Source organism: Halorubrum shenae (assembly GCF_051194165.1).
In the GTDB taxonomy this organism is placed as follows: domain Archaea; phylum Halobacteriota; class Halobacteria; order Halobacteriales; family Haloferacaceae; genus Halorubrum.
Genome location: NZ_JBLZNI010000001.1, coordinates 197,216 through 213,847 on the forward strand (window position 1 = coordinate 197,216; position 16,632 = coordinate 213,847).

Consider the following 16,632-nt stretch of genomic DNA (forward strand, 5'->3'; position numbering starts at 1 on the left):
ACGGTTCGCGCCGACGTCGACGGCAGCGCATCCCAACAGCAGACCTAAGTCCGACACGAGACTACTCGCCGTCAATGAACGTTATCGGAACCGTCGGCCTCCCCGGCAGCGGGAAGGGGGAGGCGGCGAACGTGGCTGAAGAGGCGGGGATCCCGGTCGTCGTCATGGGCGACGTGATCCGCGCCGAGTGCCGCCGACGCGGGCTCGACCCGGCCGAACACCACGGGCGAATGGCCGGCACCCTCCGCGAGGAGGAGGGTGACGACGCGATCGCCGCCCGGACGCTCCCGCCGATCCGGGAGGCGGCGGCCGACGGCGAGGGCGACACCGTGCTCGTCGACGGCCTGCGCTCGACCGTCGAACTGGAGCGCTTCAGAGAGGCGTTCGGGGACGACTTCACGCTGGTGGCGGTCCGCGCCCCCTTCGAGCTCCGCGCCGAACGCCTCGACGAGCGCGGTCGCGACGACTCCGACTCCGATCTGGAAGCTCTCCGCGAGCGCGACGCCCGCGAGATCGACCTCGGACTCGGCGAGACTCTCGAACGGGCCGACGTGGAGATCGACAACACCGGGACGCTGGCGGCGTTTCGGAGCGACGTTCGAGCGGTACTCGGTGTTGGAGACACCGAGAACAACTCCGATCCCAACGCAGACCCCGCGACCGCGAACGCCGGAGGTGACGGCTCGTGATCTACAGCGTCGACGTGCGCATCGAGGCCCCGGTCCGCGACACGGAGGTGACCGACCGAGTCGCCGACGCGGTCCGGAACGTGTTCCCGGACGCGGAGCCGATCCACGAGGACGGAATGTTGGTCGCCGAGGCGCACACCCTCGACGCCTTCTCCGACGTGCTCCACGAACAGGAGATCCTCGACACGGCCCGGCGGGTGTTCCTGCGGAACAGCACCGACGAGGGGTTCGACTTCTCGCTGAAAAAGCAGGCGGCGTTCGAGGGCGTCGTCAACTTCGCGGTCGGCGAGCCGGACGAAGTCGGTGAGATCAACGTCGAGGTCCGCGTCCGGGAGCCGGACGTCGAGGCGTTCATCGACTACGTCGCGCCCGAGACGGACGAGGGGCGCCCCGTCGATCCCGCTCGAGAGTACGGCGACCGGATCGACCCCGAGGACATCGACTACTGAGAATCCTCCGAGGCGCGCCACCGGGACGGGGTGGCCGCTCGCCGACTCAGTCGCTCAGCAGGGACGAGGCGGCCCCGCCGATCGCGCCGAACGCGGCCGGGTAGACGGCGCCCGCGAGCAGCACGGCAGTGACGAGGTCGGGCGCCACGGTCCCGGCGCCGGCGGCGTACCGGAACAGGAACGCCCCGACCACCGCGAGCGGGAGGTACCCGGCGAGGACGAACGCACCGGCCTGCGCCCCCTCGGCAGGCTTGGACGCGCCGGCGGATCGGGCTGCGACGACACCGGCGACGAAGAGCAGAAGCGGCGGGAGGACGAAGAGCAGCGACCCGCCGTCTGCCTGCGTGATGAGGTTCGTCGACTGCGCTCCGCCGATGAGCGACGGGGAGTCGATATCGACAAAGTGGGCGTTGTAAAACAGCCAGCCGACGGCCTGCCACGTCGCGATCGGGTCGCCGCCGAACAGATCGGCGAAGAAGTTGATCCCAGACAGTTCCTCCTCGATCCGAGTGCTCTGTGTCACGTACACGACCAGATAGCCGAGAACGTACGCGACGGCGCCGCCCGCCGCACCGCCGACGATTCTGCTCGTTCGGTTCGACCGCTCGGGGACAGACATGTGCCCGGAATCGTTTCGGCGTTCGTAAGTGTTTGTTGACTCGGTCCACCGAGCGCCGAACTTGTTCGACTACTCGGTCTGGTCTCGGCCGTTCTCGCCTATTTTCGACTATCGAGTCGCCTCGCGCCACTCGTCCTGTGAGATCGAGTACCGGACCTCGTCGTGGACGCTCCCGTCCATGAAGGTCACGTGGTTCCGCAACAGTCCCTCGCGGCGGCCGCCGAGTCGGTCGATATACTTCTCGATCGCCCGGCGTGACTGCTCGTTTTCGGGGAGGTGACTCACCGCGACGAGGTCGAGATCGAGGTCCGCGAAGGCGACCTCGACGAGCGCCGCGGCGCGCTCGCCCGAGTAGCCGCGGCCCCAGAACCGCTTGCGGAGCCACGTGCCGAGGACCGCGGTCCGCTTTTCCCAGTCGACGGAGAGGCCGCCGAAGCCGGCGATCTCGCCCGCTCCGTCCTCTCCCTCGCGGGGGCGAATGACGTAGCCCGCCGCCTCGCCGTCCTCCCAGCGCTCGCGGCCACGCTCGAGGAACTCAAGGGTCTCCTTTTTCGTCTCGTGGGGGTCCCACGTCACGTACTCGGTCACATCGTCGATCCCGGGATCGGACGAGCAGATGCGGTAGCAGTCGTCGAGGTCGACGTTCTCGGGCCACCGAGGCTCTAATCGGAGCCGATCCGTTTCGATCGTCTCGGGGAACATACCCGCTCGTCTCACGGATGCCTATAAAAACCACGCCGAGCGTGTGCCTTGTTGACGTGCCTTGTGACTGTCTCACCCGATTACGCCGTACTCGCGGAGCGCCTCCCTGAACGCCGTCCGCTTCACCAGCACGAAGCCGACGCAGATGATCAGGAAGCCGGCGACGGTGTTGGGGGCGATCCCCTCGCTCAAGAACAGCCACCCCGCGATCGCGGCGAACACCGGTGCGACGTACGAGACGAGGTTGATCTCGATCGGGCCGAGCCGGTCGAGCAGGTCGAAGTAGATGAGGAAGCCGAGCCCGCTGGCGACGACCGAGAGGTACCCGAGCGCGAGGACCGCCTCGGCGGTCCACGTCACGTCGGCGATCGACTCGCCGAGCGCGAGCGATAGCAGATGCATCAGGAGAGCGCCCAGCAGCATCGACCACGCCTCCATGGTCTCGATCGGGAGCTCGTTGTCGGACGCCTGCGTCAGCACCGAGCCGAGCGCGAACGACGACGCCGCCAGCAACACGAGCAGCTTCGGGACCGTCCCCCCGCCGGCGAGGTTGCTCGGGTCCGGCGCGGCCAGCACGACCGCTCCGACGAGCCCGACCAGCAGTCCGATCACGCCGACGAGCGTCAGCCGCTCCGAGGGAAGGAACGCCCGCGCGAAGACGGTCGTCAGGACGGGCGAGAGGCTGACGATAACGGCGGCGACCGCACTCGTCACGGCCGGATCGCTCTCACCGATAAAGAGGAACGCGTGGTAGGCGGTGATGATCAGCGTCGCGCCGACGGCGACGGTAGTCCACTCGTCGCGCCCCCTTGGGATCGGGTCGTCGATGACGTACACCGCGTACGCGAGCATGACGACGCCCGCGACGTCGAAGCGGAACGCGGCGAACAGTACGGGAGGAAAGTACGCCAGTCCGGCGTTGATCGCCATAAACGCCGACCCCCACACCGCAGCGAGGACGAGGAATAACCCGAGGTTCCGTGTTCGGCTCACGCACCGACCTCTCCCGGGAGCGCGCCAAAAGGTTCCGAAAGCGGCCGGACGTGCAGGGAGCCGTGGTCGGGTCGGACGGTCTCGCTTCGGGGGCAACCGCCGACTGCTAGTGGATCCGGTAGCGAGCCACATCTGCGGAGCCGTCGCGGGCGATGACACCCACATCGGCGAGCCGTCGGAGGGCGTCTGCGACCGTCTCTTCGCGGGCACCGACCTCGTCGGCGACGGCCGCCGGGGTGCCCTCGGTCTCGACCAGCGCGGCGAGGACCGCCGCGAAAAAGCGACTGTCCGACTCGGTGCCGAGCCGCTCGTCGATCTCCGCTAAGGTGTCCTCTACGCGGCCCTGTACCCATCGCTGGGCCAGCGAGAGCTCGCGGTCGAGGTTCTGGAGTCGGCCGAACTCGCCGGCGAGGTCGGCCAGATCGCTCGCCGACCCGGAGTCGTCGGGTATCTCTATCGAGAGATGCTGACACCGCGACGCCATATCGAAGCTGTTCTTGGCGGGATACGCGCTCTTCGCGCCGAAGCCGTACGGGGAGACGCTTACTTCCAGTCGGAGGCTTCGCGCGATACGGAAGTATTTGCGGCGCTGATCGTCCGTCGTCGACTCGATGAGACCGGCCTCTTCCAGCTTCCGCAGGTGGTCGATAACCGCCTTCGGGCTCACGTCGAGGTACTCCGAGATCTCCGTGACGTAACAGGGTTTGGTGGCGAGCAGGCGGAGGATGCGCCGCCGGTTCTCGTTCCCGAGGAGATCGAGGAGTACCGCGGAGTCCATTAACATATAGTTAGTGTCGGAGACTCAAAAGGCTGACTTACGTGAGACGAACGGATCGCCCTCTTGCGGGCGATTGTCTCGTTGCGCCCGAGCGTGGGCCGGAGCGAAGAGTAGTTACCCTGCCATCGTAAACTGGTGATATGGAAACGGCGCTCATCATTCTCGACGGATGGGGTCTCGGTGGCGGAGCGGGCGACGACGGAGAGACGGTCGACCCTTCTGGTCGGCCGGCGGGTCGCGACGCGGTCGCAGCCGCCGACACGCCCGCGTTCGACGCAGCGACCGAACGTGGGGCGGACGGACAGCTCGTCGTCCACAGCAGGCGCGTGGGGCTCCCGGAGGACCAGATGGGGAACTCCGAGGTCGGTCACCTGAACATCGGCGCGGGCCGAGTCGTCAAACAGGCGTACACCCGGATCACGGACGCACTCGTGGAGGGATCGCTGTCCGACAACGACGCCATCGCGGACGCGCTCGATCACGTTGACTCGACCGGGGGACGGGTCCACTTCATGGGTCTCGTCTCGGACGGCGGCGTCCACTCCGACGTCGAGCACCTGCTCGCGCTGATCGACGCCGCCGCCGACGCCGGGGTGCCGGCGACGAGCCACGCGTTCACCGACGGCCGGGACACCGCCCCGGAGATCGCCGACGAGTTCCTCGCGGACGTGACCGCCAAGGCGGACGAGCGCGGGACGGGTCACGTCGCGACCGTGATGGGCCGCTACCACGCGATGGACCGCGACGAGAACTGGGAGCGGACGAAGAAGGCGTACGACGCCATCGTCGCGCGCGAGGCCCCCCACGAGGCCGAGACGGCGGTCGAGGCCGCGACCGAGGCTCACGCCCGGGGCGAGACCGACGAGTTCATCCAGCCGACGCTGGTGGCCGACGGGCCCGCGCTCGATGACGGAGACGCAGTCGTCTTCTTCAACTTCCGGGCGGACCGCGCCCGACAGCTGGTCCGGACGCTTACCGGTACGCGTCCCGACTGGCCGTTCGACCTCGACCAGCCGGAGGTCCGGATGACCACGATGACCGAGTACGACGAGACGTTCGAGTTCCCGGTGGCGTTCCCGCCCCAGATGCCCGAGAACACCATCGGCGAGGTCGTCTCCGACGCCGACCTGACCCAGCTCCGGATCGCCGAGTCGGAGAAGTACCCCCACGTGACGTACTTCCTCAACGGTGGCCGCGAGGTGAAGTTCCCCGGCGAACTGCGCGAGATCGTGGAGAGCCCGGACGTGCCGACCTACGACCTCCAGCCGGAGATGTCGGCCCCGGAAGTGACCGACCAGGCGGTCGGGATCATCGAGTCGGACGACCCCGACCTGCTGGTCCTCAACTACGCGAACCCCGACATGGTGGGCCACACGGGCGACTTCGACGCCGCAGTCGAGGCGGTCGAGGCGGTCGACGCGCAGCTCGATCGGCTCCTCAACGCGGTCGCCGACGCGGGCGGCCACGTGGTCGTGACGGCCGACCACGGCAACGCTGACGACATGGGCACCCTCGAAGACCCCCACACCGCTCACACGTTCAACCCGGTTCCGCTCGTTTACCTGACCCCCGACGGCGACGACGGGGGACACGAGGTCCGGGAGGGCGGCTCGCTCTGTGACATCGCCCCGACGCTCGTGGACCTGATCGGGATCGATCGGCCCGACGAGATGACCGGTGAGAACCTCCTGACAGAAACCCGATAAACGGTGAACTTCGGTCGGATTTCCTCGTGTTCCACGCCGTTTTAAGTACCCGAACAGCTACTGATCGTTCATGACAGACGAAACCACTCCGGTCATCGCCGCCGCTCATCGAACGCCCCAGGGACGCGACGGGGGCGTCTACGCGGACGTCCGCAGCGAGGACCTCTCGACGCGCCTCATCGACCACACGCTCGCGGAGACGGGGCTGACGAGCGACCACGTCGACGACCTGATGTGGGGCGTCGCCCAGCAGCGCACCGAGCAGGACAACAACGTCGCGCGCGTCATCGCGCTCCTCTCCGACCTCGGCGAGTCGGTACCCGCCACCTCGATCAATCGCTGGTGCGCCTCCTCGATGCAGGCGGTCATCTCGGCGTCGGACGCGATCGCGGCCGGGAACCGCGACTGCATCATCGCCGGCGGCGTCGAGAACATGAGCCGCGTCCCCATGGACGGCGACTCCTACGAACACCTCCACCCCAAGCTGTCGGAGCAGTACAACATCTTCCAGCTCCAGATGGGGATGACCGCCGAGAAGGTCGCCGAGGAACACGACGTGAGCCGCGAGGCACAAGACGAGTACGCCGCCCGGAGCCACCAGCGCGCCGCGGAAGCGACCGAGTCGGGTCGCTTCGACGACGAGATCGTCCCCGTCGAGACTGATAACGGACTCGTCGAGGAAGACGAGGGGATCCGCCCGGACACGACCGCCGAGAAGCTCTCCGGCCTCTCGCCCGCCTTCACGGGAGACGGTACGGTGACCGCGGGGAACTCCTCGCAGATCTCCGACGGCGCGTCGCTGACGCTCGTCACGAGCAAGGCGTTCGCGGAGGACCACGGGCTCGACGTGCTCGCTGAGGTCGGCACGAACAACGTCGCCGGCGTCGACCCGACCGTGATGGGAATCGGTCCGGTGCCCGCGACGCGAGGCCTGCTCGACCGTGCCGGCCGGACCATCGACGACTACGACCTCGTGGAGCTCAACGAGGCGTTCGCCTCCCAGTGTGAGTACTCCCGGCGCGAACTCGGCATCGACGAGGAGCAGTACAACGTCAACGGCGGCGCCATCGCCCTCGGCCACCCGCTCGGCGCGTCCGGCGCGCGGCTCCCCGTCACCCTGATCCACGAGATGCAGAAGCGCGACGCCGACCGCGGGCTTGCGACGCTCTGCGTCGGCTTCGGTCAGGGCGCGGCGATCGAGTTCAGCCGATAGCGGGCGGGAATCGTCGGTTACGCCGATCGACTGTCGTCGCCGCTAGTCATAGATAGCCGACGCAGTCAATTGGTCTGTTTAAAAGTATCTCGCGGTCTGTACTGTGCTGTCGCTCTGTGATGCCGCGTCGCGGCGTTATTGAATGTGGCCTTCGCGCCGGAGCTGGTCCGCGTCGTCGTCGTCGTACCGCCACTCGACGTTCGCCTTCTCGTCCTGCCACGCCCACGGCTCCGCGAGGACCACGTCGCCCTCGCTGATCCAGGTTCGGTACTTCATGCGGCCGGGGATCCGGCCCATTCGCGTCTCACCGTCAACGCAGCGCAGTCGCACGTGGTTTCCGCCGAGGTGTTCCGTCACCACGGCGAACACTTCGTCGTCCGAGGGCATTCGGAGGTTCCGGCGCCCGGATTCTTCGCTCATACACATGTTACGACCGTCGTCCGTATAAGTGATGGGAGATGCGTGTGCGCGTGTCTCGTGCGAGTCGTTACCAGTAGACAACATCTGTGCGAATCGTCTGACTCGGCGAGCGAAGCGTTCAAATCCCGTCGCAACGACGCGTGTCGCATGAAAGATATGGAGTCGCTCGTGCTCGATCAGGACGACGAGATGCTTTCGCCCGCGGTGGTAGTGGCGACGATCGTTCTCCTCGCCGTCTTCGTTCTCGGATTCCTCGTGCAGCTCGTCGGCCTCGTCGCGTGAGCGTTATTCACCAGATCGACCGGCGTTCTGTCCCTAATCTCGCCCCGTCCGTCTCCTTTTTAAGAACGGGGGCGGGTCGACGGGTATGAGCCGAGACCTCCTGGCCGAGCTTCTCGACCGCAACGACGAGCACGTCGCTTCCGCGGCCGCCGCCGACCTCGCCGCCCACCGCGACGGCCAGCGCCCCCCGGTCGTCTCCGTCTGCTGTTCGGACTCTCGCGTGTCCCAGGAGGGGATGTGGGCGGTCGATCGGCCGGGATTTCTGTTCACCGCCGGCAACATCGGCAACCGCGTGAGCGACGGCGTCGACGGCGAGCGCACGCTCGACGGCAGCGTCGCCTACCCGCTCGCGTACACCGGCACGGACGCGCTCGCGGTCGTCGGACACACCGGGTGCGGCGCGGTCGGCGCGGCCCTCTCTGCGGTCCGGACCGGCGATCTCCCCGCGGAACCCGGCGTCAGGGCCGACGTGGCTGACCTCGTTCCGATCGTCGAGGCGGGCCTCGACGCGCTCGACGGTGACGAGGACGGGGATCGAACCGACGGGGACGGCCCCAGCGTCCGGAACCGCCTCGTCGAGTACAACGTCCACGAGCAGGTGGCGATCGCTCGCGAGACCGAGACGGCCGCCGACGCCGACGTGTACGGCTTCGTCTACGATTTCCACGGCGCGTACGGGGGGCCGGACGGCGCGGTGTACCTCGTGAACGTCGACGGTGAGCGCGATATCGACACGCTCCGAGACCTGGTGGGGTCGGCACACGCGGACCGCGTCGGCACGCTGTTGTAGCCACCCCTCCCGCAGCCGACAGCCGTATCACGTCGCCGACCGAACCACACGGTAATGGACCGCCGCGTTCTGTTCGCGAGCCTGATTTTGTTCGCCGGCGGCGCAACCGGCGTCGGCGTCGCGCTCTTTGCATTTGTCGGCGTCGACGACGCCACGATCGACGCCGAAGTCGTCTGGGAGTCCGAGCCCGTCGCCGGCGACGACGGCAGCGGCGCGGTCGTCGCCACCATGGACGGCGACCCGCTCGTCCTCCAGCCGACGGTCGAGGACGGAACTCGAACGATACGCGCCACCGAGGCGGGCGGCGGCGTGGAGTGGAGAAGGGCGGTCGGCGGGAGCGACACTGCCGACGACGGCGACGGCACCGATCCCCCCGCGACGAGCGCGCTGGTCACCGGCGAGCTCGGTGGGGACGAGGTCGTCGCGTTCACGACCGAGTCGGGCTCGCTCGTCGTGCTCGACCCGACCGACGGCAGCGAGCGATTTGCCGTCGATCTCGGCAGGCCGGGCGGATTCCCCCCCGCGATCGGCGACCTCGACGGTGACGGCGACGCCGAGATCGCCGCGGTCACGACCGACGGAACGGTCCGCGCCGTCGACGCCGCGGGCGAACCGGTGTTCGAGACCGATCTCGACGCGCCGGTAGAACGACGCCCTCTGGCCATCGACTTCGACGACTCCGAGGGCGACATCGCTCGTGGACTCGCGGTCGCGACCGCGGTCGACGGCGAGCGCTCGATAACCCTGCTCGGCGCGACCGGCGAGGCCCAGTGGACGACGACCCCGTCGGTCACGCCCCTGAGCTGGAACGCGGCCGACACCCGGAGCGGCCCGGTGCTGGCGCTCGGCGGCGCGAACGGCAACCTGGAGACGATCGACGTCGCGGACGGCGAGAGCCGGTACGAAGTCGGCTTACAGGACCTTCCCGTCACCGTCGGCGACGCAGACCCCGGTCGCGTCTACGTCGGCGGGAGCGGCAGCGTCTGGGCGGTCGATCTGCTCGACGGCGAGGTCGTCTGGAAACAGCAGTACGGCGGCGATACCCGGGTGAACGCTCCCGGCGTCGCCGACGTCGACGGCGACGGCACCCCGGGCCCGGTCGTAGTGAACCGAAACGGGGGCGTGCTCGCGCTGAACCAGAACGGCGAGGCGATCGCCCGGGGTACCGTCGGTGGCGCCGTCGTCTACGCGGGGCCGCTGTTTGCGGACGTGACCGGCGACGGGAGCGCGGAGGTACTCGTGGTCACAGAGAGCGGTCGGATCGTGGCGCTGTCCGACTGAGCCGGCGATATCGCTCTGGGCGGGTTTATCAGTTGGATTGCGTGTCATCCGCGTCGCAGTCACCGACTTTCCGCGGTGATTTCACCGGAAACGAGGTGTGTCGGAATAGCTACCGCTCGCGGGCGGGTAGCGTCTGAAAAACGGAAGATAGCCGCCGTTCAGTGCTGCTCGTCCTCGTACACCCACGCGGCGGTGTCGAGGCCGTAGTCGACGAGTTCGTCCTCGTCGAAGAACAGGTCGATCTCGCGTTCGTTAGCGCCTTCGTCCTCGTGGTCCGACGCGTGGATCACGTTCTGGCCGAGGTCTAAGCCGTAGTCGCCGCGGATCGTGCCCGGGGCGGACTCGGCGGGGTCGGTCTCGCCGACCATCGCGCGGACCTGTCGGGTCGCGTCCGCGCCCTCCCACACCATCGCGAAGACGGGGCCGGAGGTGATGAACTCGACGAGGCCGTCGAAGAACGGCTTGTCCTCGTGTTCGCCGTAGTGGTCGTGAGCGAGGTCCTCGTCGATCTGCATGAACTTGCCGCCGACGAGCTTCAGGCCGCGCTCCTCGAAGCGGGAGACGATCTCCCCGATGAGGCCGCGCTGGACGCCGTCCGGCTTCACCATCACGAAGGTGCGCTCGTCGTGGTGGCTCATCTACTCGCCACCTTGGTTGCGCCCTTCCTCGGTCCACTCGAGGTCGCGCGCCTCGCGGCCGAGGAGGTAGTTCTTCTCGGCCTTCGAGTCGACGAAGTGGAGGATCTGTCCGTTCTTCTTGACGTACATCGTGCCCGTGCCGGGCTCGATCTCCTCGCCGGTGTAGTCACAGGTTCGTGTCTCGACCATTGGTTATCGCCCTCCGATGGAGTCGGCGTCGCGCTGGGTCTCCCGGAGCTGGAGCACGTCGCCCATGCGGACGGGGCCCAGGACGTTCCGGGTGATAATCCGGCCCTGGTTCGATCCTTCCTGGATGCGGCACTTGACCTGCATGGCCTCGCCGTGCATCCCGGTCTTGCCGACGACCTCGATGACCTCCGCGGTCGTCGAGTCGCCGATGCCCTCTTCTGCGCTCATGGGTGGTTATCGGAGCTCCGCGACCTTCTCGCCGATGTCCTCGACGTCGTCGTCGGCGTCGCCGGCGTCGACGACGGCGGCGGCGGCCGAGCCGACTTCGAGGCCGGCGGCGTGGCCCACATCATCCTGCGTGTCGACGAAGACGACCGGGATGCCCTTCTCCTCCGCAAGCTCGGGGAGGTGCATCACAATCTCTTCGGGCGAGACGTCTTCGGCGACGATGACGAGGTCGGCGTTACCGCGCTCGACGGCCTTCGTGGTCTCGTTGGTTCCTTTCTTCACGGTACCGGTGTCTCGGGCGACCTCGAGCGCCTCAAGCGATCGCTCGGCGAGGTCGGCTGGGGTTTCGTAGTCTACGTAAACGGGCATATGTTTCTCCTATCCTCCGTGCGGGCTCGCGTGTCCGTCCCGTGGTCGGTCCCTATCGGAACGGCACATCATCAACCCCACAGAGGCTGTAGCACGAAGTAATCCGGACACCCATAAAAGCGCTTTCAATGTCCTGCGCGTGTGCGAGCGGGGATCACAGGTGTCTCGCCGTCCCTCGATGCCCCGCCACCGAACCAGCCGGCGATACGACCCTGTCGTCTCTCGCCGTCAATCGCGGTCTCTCGCTCCCGAGCGCCGTCTCTCGCCGCTGACCGTCGCTCCGACTCCGCGCTTTTTAAGAGTCGCTCGCTCCTCCGTTTTCACATCGAATGGTCCGTCTCGTTCACTATTCCGACATCGAGAACGTGTACGACGTACCCGAGCGGGCGGCCCGCCTCGCCGGTCGAATCCGTGGCCTCTCCGGCCCTGACGCCGCCGTCGTCGCCACCGGCGACACGACCGCGCCGGGCGTCCTCTCGCTGGTCGCGACCGGCCGGCAAGTCCTCGACTTCTACGCCGCGACCGATACCCTTCTCGACACGTTCGGCAACCACGAGTTCGACTACGGCCCGGACCCCCTTCGCGAGCTCGTCGCCGACGCGACCGCGACGTTCGTCTCCGCGAACGTCCGCGACGAAAACGGCGACCCCTTCGGCCGCGACGAGGGCGTCGTTCCGTGGACGATCCGTCGGGTCGACGGCGCGACCGTCGGGTTCGTCGGCGTCACCGACCCCGCGACCCACTCGCTGAATCCGATGGCGACCGACCTCACGTTCGACGATCCGGTCGCCGCGGCGCGGGACGCGTTCGCGGAGATGCGTGTCGAGGCCGCCGATCGCGGCGACGAATTGGACCACGCCGTCGTGCTCTCGCACCTCGGCGCGGGCGACGACGACCTCGCCCGCGAGCTCGACGTGGACGTGATCCTCGGCGGCCACATCCACAGCCCGCGCAACGAACGGGTGGCCGACACCCTGCTGGTCCGCCCTGGAGTCAACGGCGAGCGCGTCGTCGAGGTCGACCTCGGCGGGGCGGGAGACGGTGGCGAACGCTCTGTCCCCACCGCGACCCTCCACGAGCCTGACGGCGCCGAGCCGGCCGCCGGGCTCGAAGCGGCCCTCGAAGAGCGGATGGCCGCGGCCGACCTCGACGAGGTCGTCGACAGCGTCGACGAGCCGATAGCGCGGACCGGCGAGGTCGTCCACGGCGGGGAGTGTCGAGTCGGGAACTTCGCCGCGGACGCGTTCCGCTGGGCGCTCAACGCCGACGTGGGGCTGTCGAACGCGGGCGGGCTCCGGCAGGGCGACCCCTGGGCCGGCGACGTGACCAAGGCCGACCTGATCAGCCTGATCCCGTTCGAGGAGCCCGTGGCGCTCGCGTCCGTCACCGGTGCGGAACTGCGCGACGTGCTCCGCGAGATGGCCGCGCCCGACGTGGACTTCGGCGAGGACGCCTGGTGGCACGGTCACGTCTCGAACGCCCGGGTCGTCTGGGACGCCGACGCCGAGCTCCTCTTGGAGGCCACCGTCGGGGGCGAGCCGATCGATCCCGAGGGGCGCTACACCGTCGCCGTCTCGGAATACCTGCTCCACTCCGACCACGAGTTCCCGACGCTCGCGCAGCGTCACCGGGTCGACGAGGCCGACATCCAGTACGAGGTGCTCGCCGGCTACGCCCGCGAACACGGGATCGATCCGCAGATCGAAGGCCGGATCGAGATCCGGAACCGCGAAGCGATCGCCGGCGAGAGTCGATAAGAAGCCAGAAACCGCCTACGCGCCCCTGTCGATGAACTGCTCGGCGCCCTCGTAGAACCAGTAGCCGTTTTCGCGCATCACGCGTCCGAGTTCCTGGTGGAACTCGACGAAGTCCGCGAACTCCTCTTTCTCGACGTTCTCGAAGATCTCCTCGACGGAGACGACCGTCTCGAAATCGATCCGGATCGGGTGGTCGCCGTACTGCTCGACGTAGTCGGCCGCCGACAGCGGGAAGTCCTCCCCCTCGTCGATCTTCTTCGCGAGTACCGCGTGTCCGTACTGCCGCATGCCCTCGCTCCCCTGCTCGCCGTCGGGGTCGTGTGGCCAATCCATGTTTCAGGGTTCATCGGGGCCGGGCATAGTCATTACGGAAATCCCGACCGCTCCCGCCTCGTCTCGTGACCGTCTCGACGACCGGTCCGGCGGTTCCGTCCTGCTCCGATATCGTTCCCGACGAGACCGCTTGGCCACGCTGAAATGTAATTAAATTGTAACTCAATTTATTAACTATATAACATAAGGTAAAAACATTTAGAATACTGTGCGAAAATCTTGTACATGGATCACACATGAGAGCAGTTGTATACCAAGGCCCGTACGACGTGGCCATCGAAGACGTAGACGAACCGGAGATCGAGCACCCGAACGACGTCGTCATCGACATCACGACCTCGTGTATCTGCGGGTCCGACCTGCACATGTACGAGGGGCGGACCTCGGCCGAGGAGGGAATCGTGTTCGGCCACGAGAACATGGGGACCGTCTCTGAGGTGGGGGAGGCAGTCTCGACGCTGGAGGAGGGCGACCGCATCGTCCTGCCGTTCAACGTCTCCTGCGGATTCTGTCAGAACTGCGAGGAGGGATACACCGGCTTCTGTACCAACGTCAACCCCGGCTTCGCGGGCGGCGCGTACGGCTACGTCGCCATGGGGCCGTATAAGGGCGGACAGGCCGAGAAACTGCGCGTCCCCTACGCCGACCACAACGCCCTGAAACTGCCCGAAGGGCGCGAACACGAGGACGCGTTCTCGCTGCTCGCGGACATCTTCCCGACCGGCTGGCACGGCACGGAGCTGGCGAACCTCCAGCCCGGCGAGTCGGTCGCCATCTTCGGGGCCGGCCCGGTCGGGCTGATGGCTGCCTACAGCGCGAAGATCAAGGGCGCCGCCGATATCTACGTCGTTGACCAGGTGCCAAGCCGACTGGAGTTGGCCGAGGAACACTGCGACGCCACCGCCATCGACTTCTCCGAGGGTGACCCGGTCGATCAGATCATCGAGGAACACGGCGGGATGGTCGACAAGGGCGTCGACGCGGTCGGGTATCAGGCGACCGACCCCGACGACGTCGACACCGATACGGAGGACTACTCCTACCAGCCGGCCAAGGAGAACCCGGCGGTCGTGATCAACAATCTCATTCGCGTGGTCCGACCCACCGGCGAGCTCGGCATTCCCGGCCTGTACGTGCCGGAGGACCCGGGCGCGCCCGACGACATGGCCGCGCAAGGGCGGCTCGGGATCGACTTCGGGAAGTTCTTCGAGAAGGGACTCAAGTGCGGCACGGGGCAGTGTAACGTGAAGTCGTACAATCGGTACCTCCGCGACATGATCATCGAGGGGCGCGCCGACCCGAGCTGGGTCGTCTCGCACCGCGTCAACCTCGACGAGGCGCCGGAGATGTACGAGGCGTTCGACGCCCGCGAGGAGGGCGTCACGAAGGTCCTGCTCGAGCCCTGAACACCGGATCGAAGCCCCGCCGTCGCCGTTCCGCTTTTTTAAGGCCCGACGACTGTCAGGCTCGGAGCCACGCCTTCGGGTGCTCGTCCCGGAGATGCGACTGGTACTGCCCGATCAGTTCCGGGTAGCCGTCGGCGACGCAGTGCCAATCGCAGTGATCGCAGCCGCGCTCGACCGCCTCGTCGCTTCCCTGAACGTGTCCGCCGCGCCTGTAGGTAACCATGAGTGTCTCGTCGCGGACGATCCGCGTTGATAGGTACCGTACGTCACGAGCGGGGTTCACTCTGTCGGGGTTCGAGAGGCGTGTTCCCTCCGCCCAGATCGGCGAAACCGGTATGTCGGTTCCACGCGTTACGACCCGTATGTGTAAGTACTGCAACTGGGCGTTCCACGACGGTTGGGGGGAGCTGTTGAAGTACGACGACGTCTACCAGTCGGCGGTCGGCGCCGAGACCGAGTCCACCCACGGGTTCCACGAGGACTGGGACGACCTCCAGGCCGAACTGGGGATCTGAGTCGCCGCCCTCAGATCGGAAACGCGTCCGCGCTCTCGACCGCCTCGGGGCTCGACGCCGCCAACTTGTCGAGTTCTCGCCGGATCCGCGCCTCGTCCATCTCGCTGCCGATGAACACGAGCCGCGTGCGGCGGTCGTCGTCGGGGCCCCACTCGCCGATCGGACCCGCCTGCACCGAGGGGCCGGCCTGACTCACGCCGATGACCTCGTCGGTGCCCGCGACGTTCGCGACGCCCTTCGCCCGCACGATGGCGCCGTCCCAGTCGTCGAGCCAGTCCGCGAACGGCTCCGGTGCGAGGGCCTCGTCGGAGCGGTAGACGAACGAGTCGACGCCGTGGGCCGCGGCGGCCCCCTCGGCGTGGCTGTGGTCGTGGTGATCGTCGCCTCCCTCGGAGTCGCCGTCGCCCTCGCTCTCGGCGATCGCGCGCTTCCACCCCGGTGACTGTGCGGCCGTCTCGAAGTCAAACCGCCCGGTGTCGAGTACCTCGTCGGGGTCGACCTCTGAGTGGCTCGTCCGAAGCCGCATCGCTCGCGGGCCGAGCCGCTCGGCGACCGACTCGATCTCGTCGAGCACGTCGTCGGGGACCATGTCCGTCTTGTTCATCACGAGCACGTCGCAGAACTCGATCCCCTCGACGAGCACGTCCGCGAGGGGGCGGTCGGCTGCCGGCTCTCCGTCTCCCGGGAGGTTCTCGCCCGCGTCGAACTCCTTCCAGAAGCCGTAGGTGTCGAGGACGGTTACCATCGTGTCGAGCCGGAAGCGCTCGGTCGGGTCGACGTCGGAGTCCTCGGTGCCTTCGGTGAACGCCCGCGCGATCGGAATCGGCTCGGAGATACCCGACGACTCCACGAGGAGATAGTCGAACTCGCGCGATTCTGCGAGCGTCGCGGCCTCGCTCAGCAGGTCGTCTTGGAGCCGACAGCAGATACAGCCGTTCGAGAGGTCGACGATCCCTTCCTCCTCGTTCTCGCGCGCGACGAGCTCCGCGTCGACGTTCACCTCGCCCATGTCGTTCAGGATGACGGCGATCCGCCTGTCGCCGGGGTTCGCGAGCAGGTGATTCACCATCGTCGTCTTCCCGGCGCCGAGGTATCCGCTGAGAACGGTCACGGGGATTCGATCGTCGCTCATGTGTGTCACTGAGAGACGTGCTATTCGTATGAAACGATCGATCGGAACGTTTCTCGGGTCTTCGAGCGTGGGAGGAGGTCAAGTGAGCTATCCGCCAATCGCTAAGAAGGTAAACGTAATACAATATGCGTTTGATTAACCGT

Annotated in this window: 22 protein-coding genes; 10 read left to right on the forward strand and 12 right to left on the reverse strand. The window is 67.3% G+C overall.

Annotated elements, in window-relative coordinates:
* Nucleotides 1–74 precede the first annotated feature (74 nt).
* Together ACNS88_RS00960 and ACNS88_RS00965 are read left to right on the forward strand one after the other, a co-directional pair.
* Nucleotides 75–689: an AAA family ATPase gene (locus tag ACNS88_RS00960; RefSeq protein ID WP_435093016.1), complete on the forward strand. Its 615-nt coding sequence runs from the start codon at nucleotides 75–77 to the stop codon at nucleotides 687–689.
* The gene (locus tag ACNS88_RS00965) at nucleotides 686–1,138 is read left to right on the forward strand and encodes an RNA-binding domain-containing protein (RefSeq protein ID WP_435093018.1); all 453 of its coding nucleotides are present in this window, start codon (nucleotides 686–688) and stop codon (nucleotides 1,136–1,138) included. The genes ACNS88_RS00960 and ACNS88_RS00965 overlap by 4 nt, the downstream gene beginning before the upstream one ends.
* Nucleotides 1,139–1,184: 46 nt before the next feature.
* Here ACNS88_RS00965 and ACNS88_RS00970 read toward each other — a convergent pair whose 3' ends face one another.
* The 4 genes from ACNS88_RS00970 to ACNS88_RS00985 all read right to left on the reverse strand — a co-directional run bounded on the left by ACNS88_RS00970 (nucleotide 1,185) and on the right by ACNS88_RS00985 (nucleotide 4,230).
* A complete protein-coding gene (locus ACNS88_RS00970) occupies nucleotides 1,185–1,757 on the reverse strand; it encodes a DUF7978 family protein (RefSeq protein ID WP_435093020.1) in 573 nt (190 codons plus the stop codon).
* A gap of 108 nt (nucleotides 1,758–1,865) precedes the next feature.
* Nucleotides 1,866–2,459: a GNAT family N-acetyltransferase gene (locus ACNS88_RS00975; protein ID WP_435093022.1), complete on the reverse strand. Its 594-nt coding sequence runs from the start codon at nucleotides 2,457–2,459 to the stop codon at nucleotides 1,866–1,868.
* 72 nt (nucleotides 2,460–2,531) lie between these two features.
* On the reverse strand, nucleotides 2,532–3,452 hold the full coding sequence (locus ACNS88_RS00980; protein WP_435093024.1) for a DMT family transporter: 921 nt from the start codon (nucleotides 3,450–3,452) through the stop codon (nucleotides 2,532–2,534).
* A 106-nt stretch (nucleotides 3,453–3,558) separates the two neighbouring features.
* A complete protein-coding gene (locus tag ACNS88_RS00985; RefSeq protein WP_435093026.1) occupies nucleotides 3,559–4,230 on the reverse strand; it encodes an ArsR/SmtB family transcription factor in 672 nt (223 codons plus the stop codon).
* A 140-nt stretch (nucleotides 4,231–4,370) separates the two neighbouring features.
* Between ACNS88_RS00985 and gpmI the strand changes: the two genes are divergently transcribed.
* Together gpmI and ACNS88_RS00995 are read left to right on the forward strand one after the other, a co-directional pair.
* Entirely contained in the window at nucleotides 4,371–5,936 is a 1,566-nt protein-coding gene (gene gpmI, locus ACNS88_RS00990; protein ID WP_435093028.1) for a 2,3-bisphosphoglycerate-independent phosphoglycerate mutase, read from the forward strand.
* Nucleotides 5,937–6,006: 70 nt separating this feature from the next.
* Nucleotides 6,007–7,149, forward strand: a complete 1,143-nt coding sequence (locus tag ACNS88_RS00995) for a thiolase family protein (protein WP_435093030.1) — start codon at nucleotides 6,007–6,009, stop codon at nucleotides 7,147–7,149.
* A gap of 135 nt (nucleotides 7,150–7,284) precedes the next feature.
* On the opposite strand, the gene ACNS88_RS01000 is transcribed toward ACNS88_RS00995, so the two are convergent.
* Nucleotides 7,285–7,569: a translation initiation factor eIF-1A gene (locus ACNS88_RS01000; RefSeq protein ID WP_435093032.1), complete on the reverse strand. Its 285-nt coding sequence runs from the start codon at nucleotides 7,567–7,569 to the stop codon at nucleotides 7,285–7,287.
* A gap of 147 nt (nucleotides 7,570–7,716) precedes the next feature.
* On the opposite strand from ACNS88_RS01000, the gene ACNS88_RS01005 reads away from it, so the two are divergent.
* The 3 genes from ACNS88_RS01005 (at nucleotide 7,717) to ACNS88_RS01015 (ending at nucleotide 9,922) form a co-directional block, all read left to right on the forward strand.
* A complete protein-coding gene (locus ACNS88_RS01005) occupies nucleotides 7,717–7,851 on the forward strand; it encodes a hypothetical protein (protein ID WP_435093033.1) in 135 nt (44 codons plus the stop codon).
* An 85-nt stretch (nucleotides 7,852–7,936) separates the two neighbouring features.
* Nucleotides 7,937–8,641 (forward strand): carbonic anhydrase, encoded by a 705-nt coding sequence (locus tag ACNS88_RS01010; RefSeq protein WP_435093035.1) that lies wholly within the window; start codon nucleotides 7,937–7,939, stop codon nucleotides 8,639–8,641.
* 54 nt (nucleotides 8,642–8,695) lie between these two features.
* The gene (locus tag ACNS88_RS01015; protein WP_435093037.1) at nucleotides 8,696–9,922 is read left to right on the forward strand and encodes an outer membrane protein assembly factor BamB family protein; all 1,227 of its coding nucleotides are present in this window, start codon (nucleotides 8,696–8,698) and stop codon (nucleotides 9,920–9,922) included.
* A 158-nt stretch (nucleotides 9,923–10,080) separates the two neighbouring features.
* On the opposite strand, the gene ndk is transcribed toward ACNS88_RS01015, so the two are convergent.
* From ndk to rpl7ae, 4 genes are read right to left on the reverse strand one after another with little or no spacing between them, the layout of a single operon-like run.
* Nucleotides 10,081–10,560 carry a nucleoside-diphosphate kinase gene (ndk, locus tag ACNS88_RS01020; protein ID WP_435093039.1) on the reverse strand — a complete coding sequence of 160 codons (480 nt, stop codon included), beginning with the start codon at nucleotides 10,558–10,560 and terminating at the stop codon, nucleotides 10,081–10,083.
* A complete protein-coding gene (locus tag ACNS88_RS01025) occupies nucleotides 10,561–10,749 on the reverse strand; it encodes a 50S ribosomal protein L24e (protein WP_435093040.1) in 189 nt (62 codons plus the stop codon).
* Nucleotides 10,750–10,752: 3 nt separating this feature from the next.
* Nucleotides 10,753–10,977, reverse strand: a complete 225-nt coding sequence (locus ACNS88_RS01030; protein ID WP_418286293.1) for a 30S ribosomal protein S28e — start codon at nucleotides 10,975–10,977, stop codon at nucleotides 10,753–10,755.
* A gap of 6 nt (nucleotides 10,978–10,983) precedes the next feature.
* Complete coding sequence (gene rpl7ae, locus ACNS88_RS01035; RefSeq protein WP_435093042.1) at nucleotides 10,984–11,346, reverse strand: 50S ribosomal protein L7Ae; 363 nt, start codon at nucleotides 11,344–11,346, stop codon at nucleotides 10,984–10,986.
* Between the two features lie 329 nt (nucleotides 11,347–11,675).
* Between rpl7ae and ACNS88_RS01040 the strand changes: the two genes are divergently transcribed.
* Nucleotides 11,676–13,103, forward strand: a complete 1,428-nt coding sequence (locus ACNS88_RS01040; protein ID WP_435093044.1) for a bifunctional metallophosphatase/5'-nucleotidase — start codon at nucleotides 11,676–11,678, stop codon at nucleotides 13,101–13,103.
* A 15-nt stretch (nucleotides 13,104–13,118) separates the two neighbouring features.
* Here ACNS88_RS01040 and ACNS88_RS01045 read toward each other — a convergent pair whose 3' ends face one another.
* Complete coding sequence (locus ACNS88_RS01045; RefSeq protein ID WP_435093046.1) at nucleotides 13,119–13,436, reverse strand: DUF5785 family protein; 318 nt, start codon at nucleotides 13,434–13,436, stop codon at nucleotides 13,119–13,121.
* A gap of 236 nt (nucleotides 13,437–13,672) precedes the next feature.
* On the opposite strand from ACNS88_RS01045, the gene ACNS88_RS01050 reads away from it, so the two are divergent.
* Nucleotides 13,673–14,842: a glutathione-independent formaldehyde dehydrogenase gene (locus ACNS88_RS01050; protein WP_435093048.1), complete on the forward strand. Its 1,170-nt coding sequence runs from the start codon at nucleotides 13,673–13,675 to the stop codon at nucleotides 14,840–14,842.
* A gap of 55 nt (nucleotides 14,843–14,897) precedes the next feature.
* Here the strand turns inward: ACNS88_RS01050 and ACNS88_RS01055 are convergent, their stop codons facing one another.
* Nucleotides 14,898–15,065: a hypothetical protein gene (locus tag ACNS88_RS01055; RefSeq protein ID WP_435093050.1), complete on the reverse strand. Its 168-nt coding sequence runs from the start codon at nucleotides 15,063–15,065 to the stop codon at nucleotides 14,898–14,900.
* A gap of 139 nt (nucleotides 15,066–15,204) precedes the next feature.
* Between ACNS88_RS01055 and ACNS88_RS01060 the strand changes: the two genes are divergently transcribed.
* A complete protein-coding gene (locus tag ACNS88_RS01060; RefSeq protein ID WP_004046465.1) occupies nucleotides 15,205–15,357 on the forward strand; it encodes a hypothetical protein in 153 nt (50 codons plus the stop codon).
* Between the two features lie 10 nt (nucleotides 15,358–15,367).
* Here the strand turns inward: ACNS88_RS01060 and ACNS88_RS01065 are convergent, their stop codons facing one another.
* The gene (locus tag ACNS88_RS01065; RefSeq protein ID WP_435093052.1) at nucleotides 15,368–16,489 is read right to left on the reverse strand and encodes a CobW family GTP-binding protein; all 1,122 of its coding nucleotides are present in this window, start codon (nucleotides 16,487–16,489) and stop codon (nucleotides 15,368–15,370) included.
* Nucleotides 16,490–16,632 lie beyond the last annotated feature (143 nt).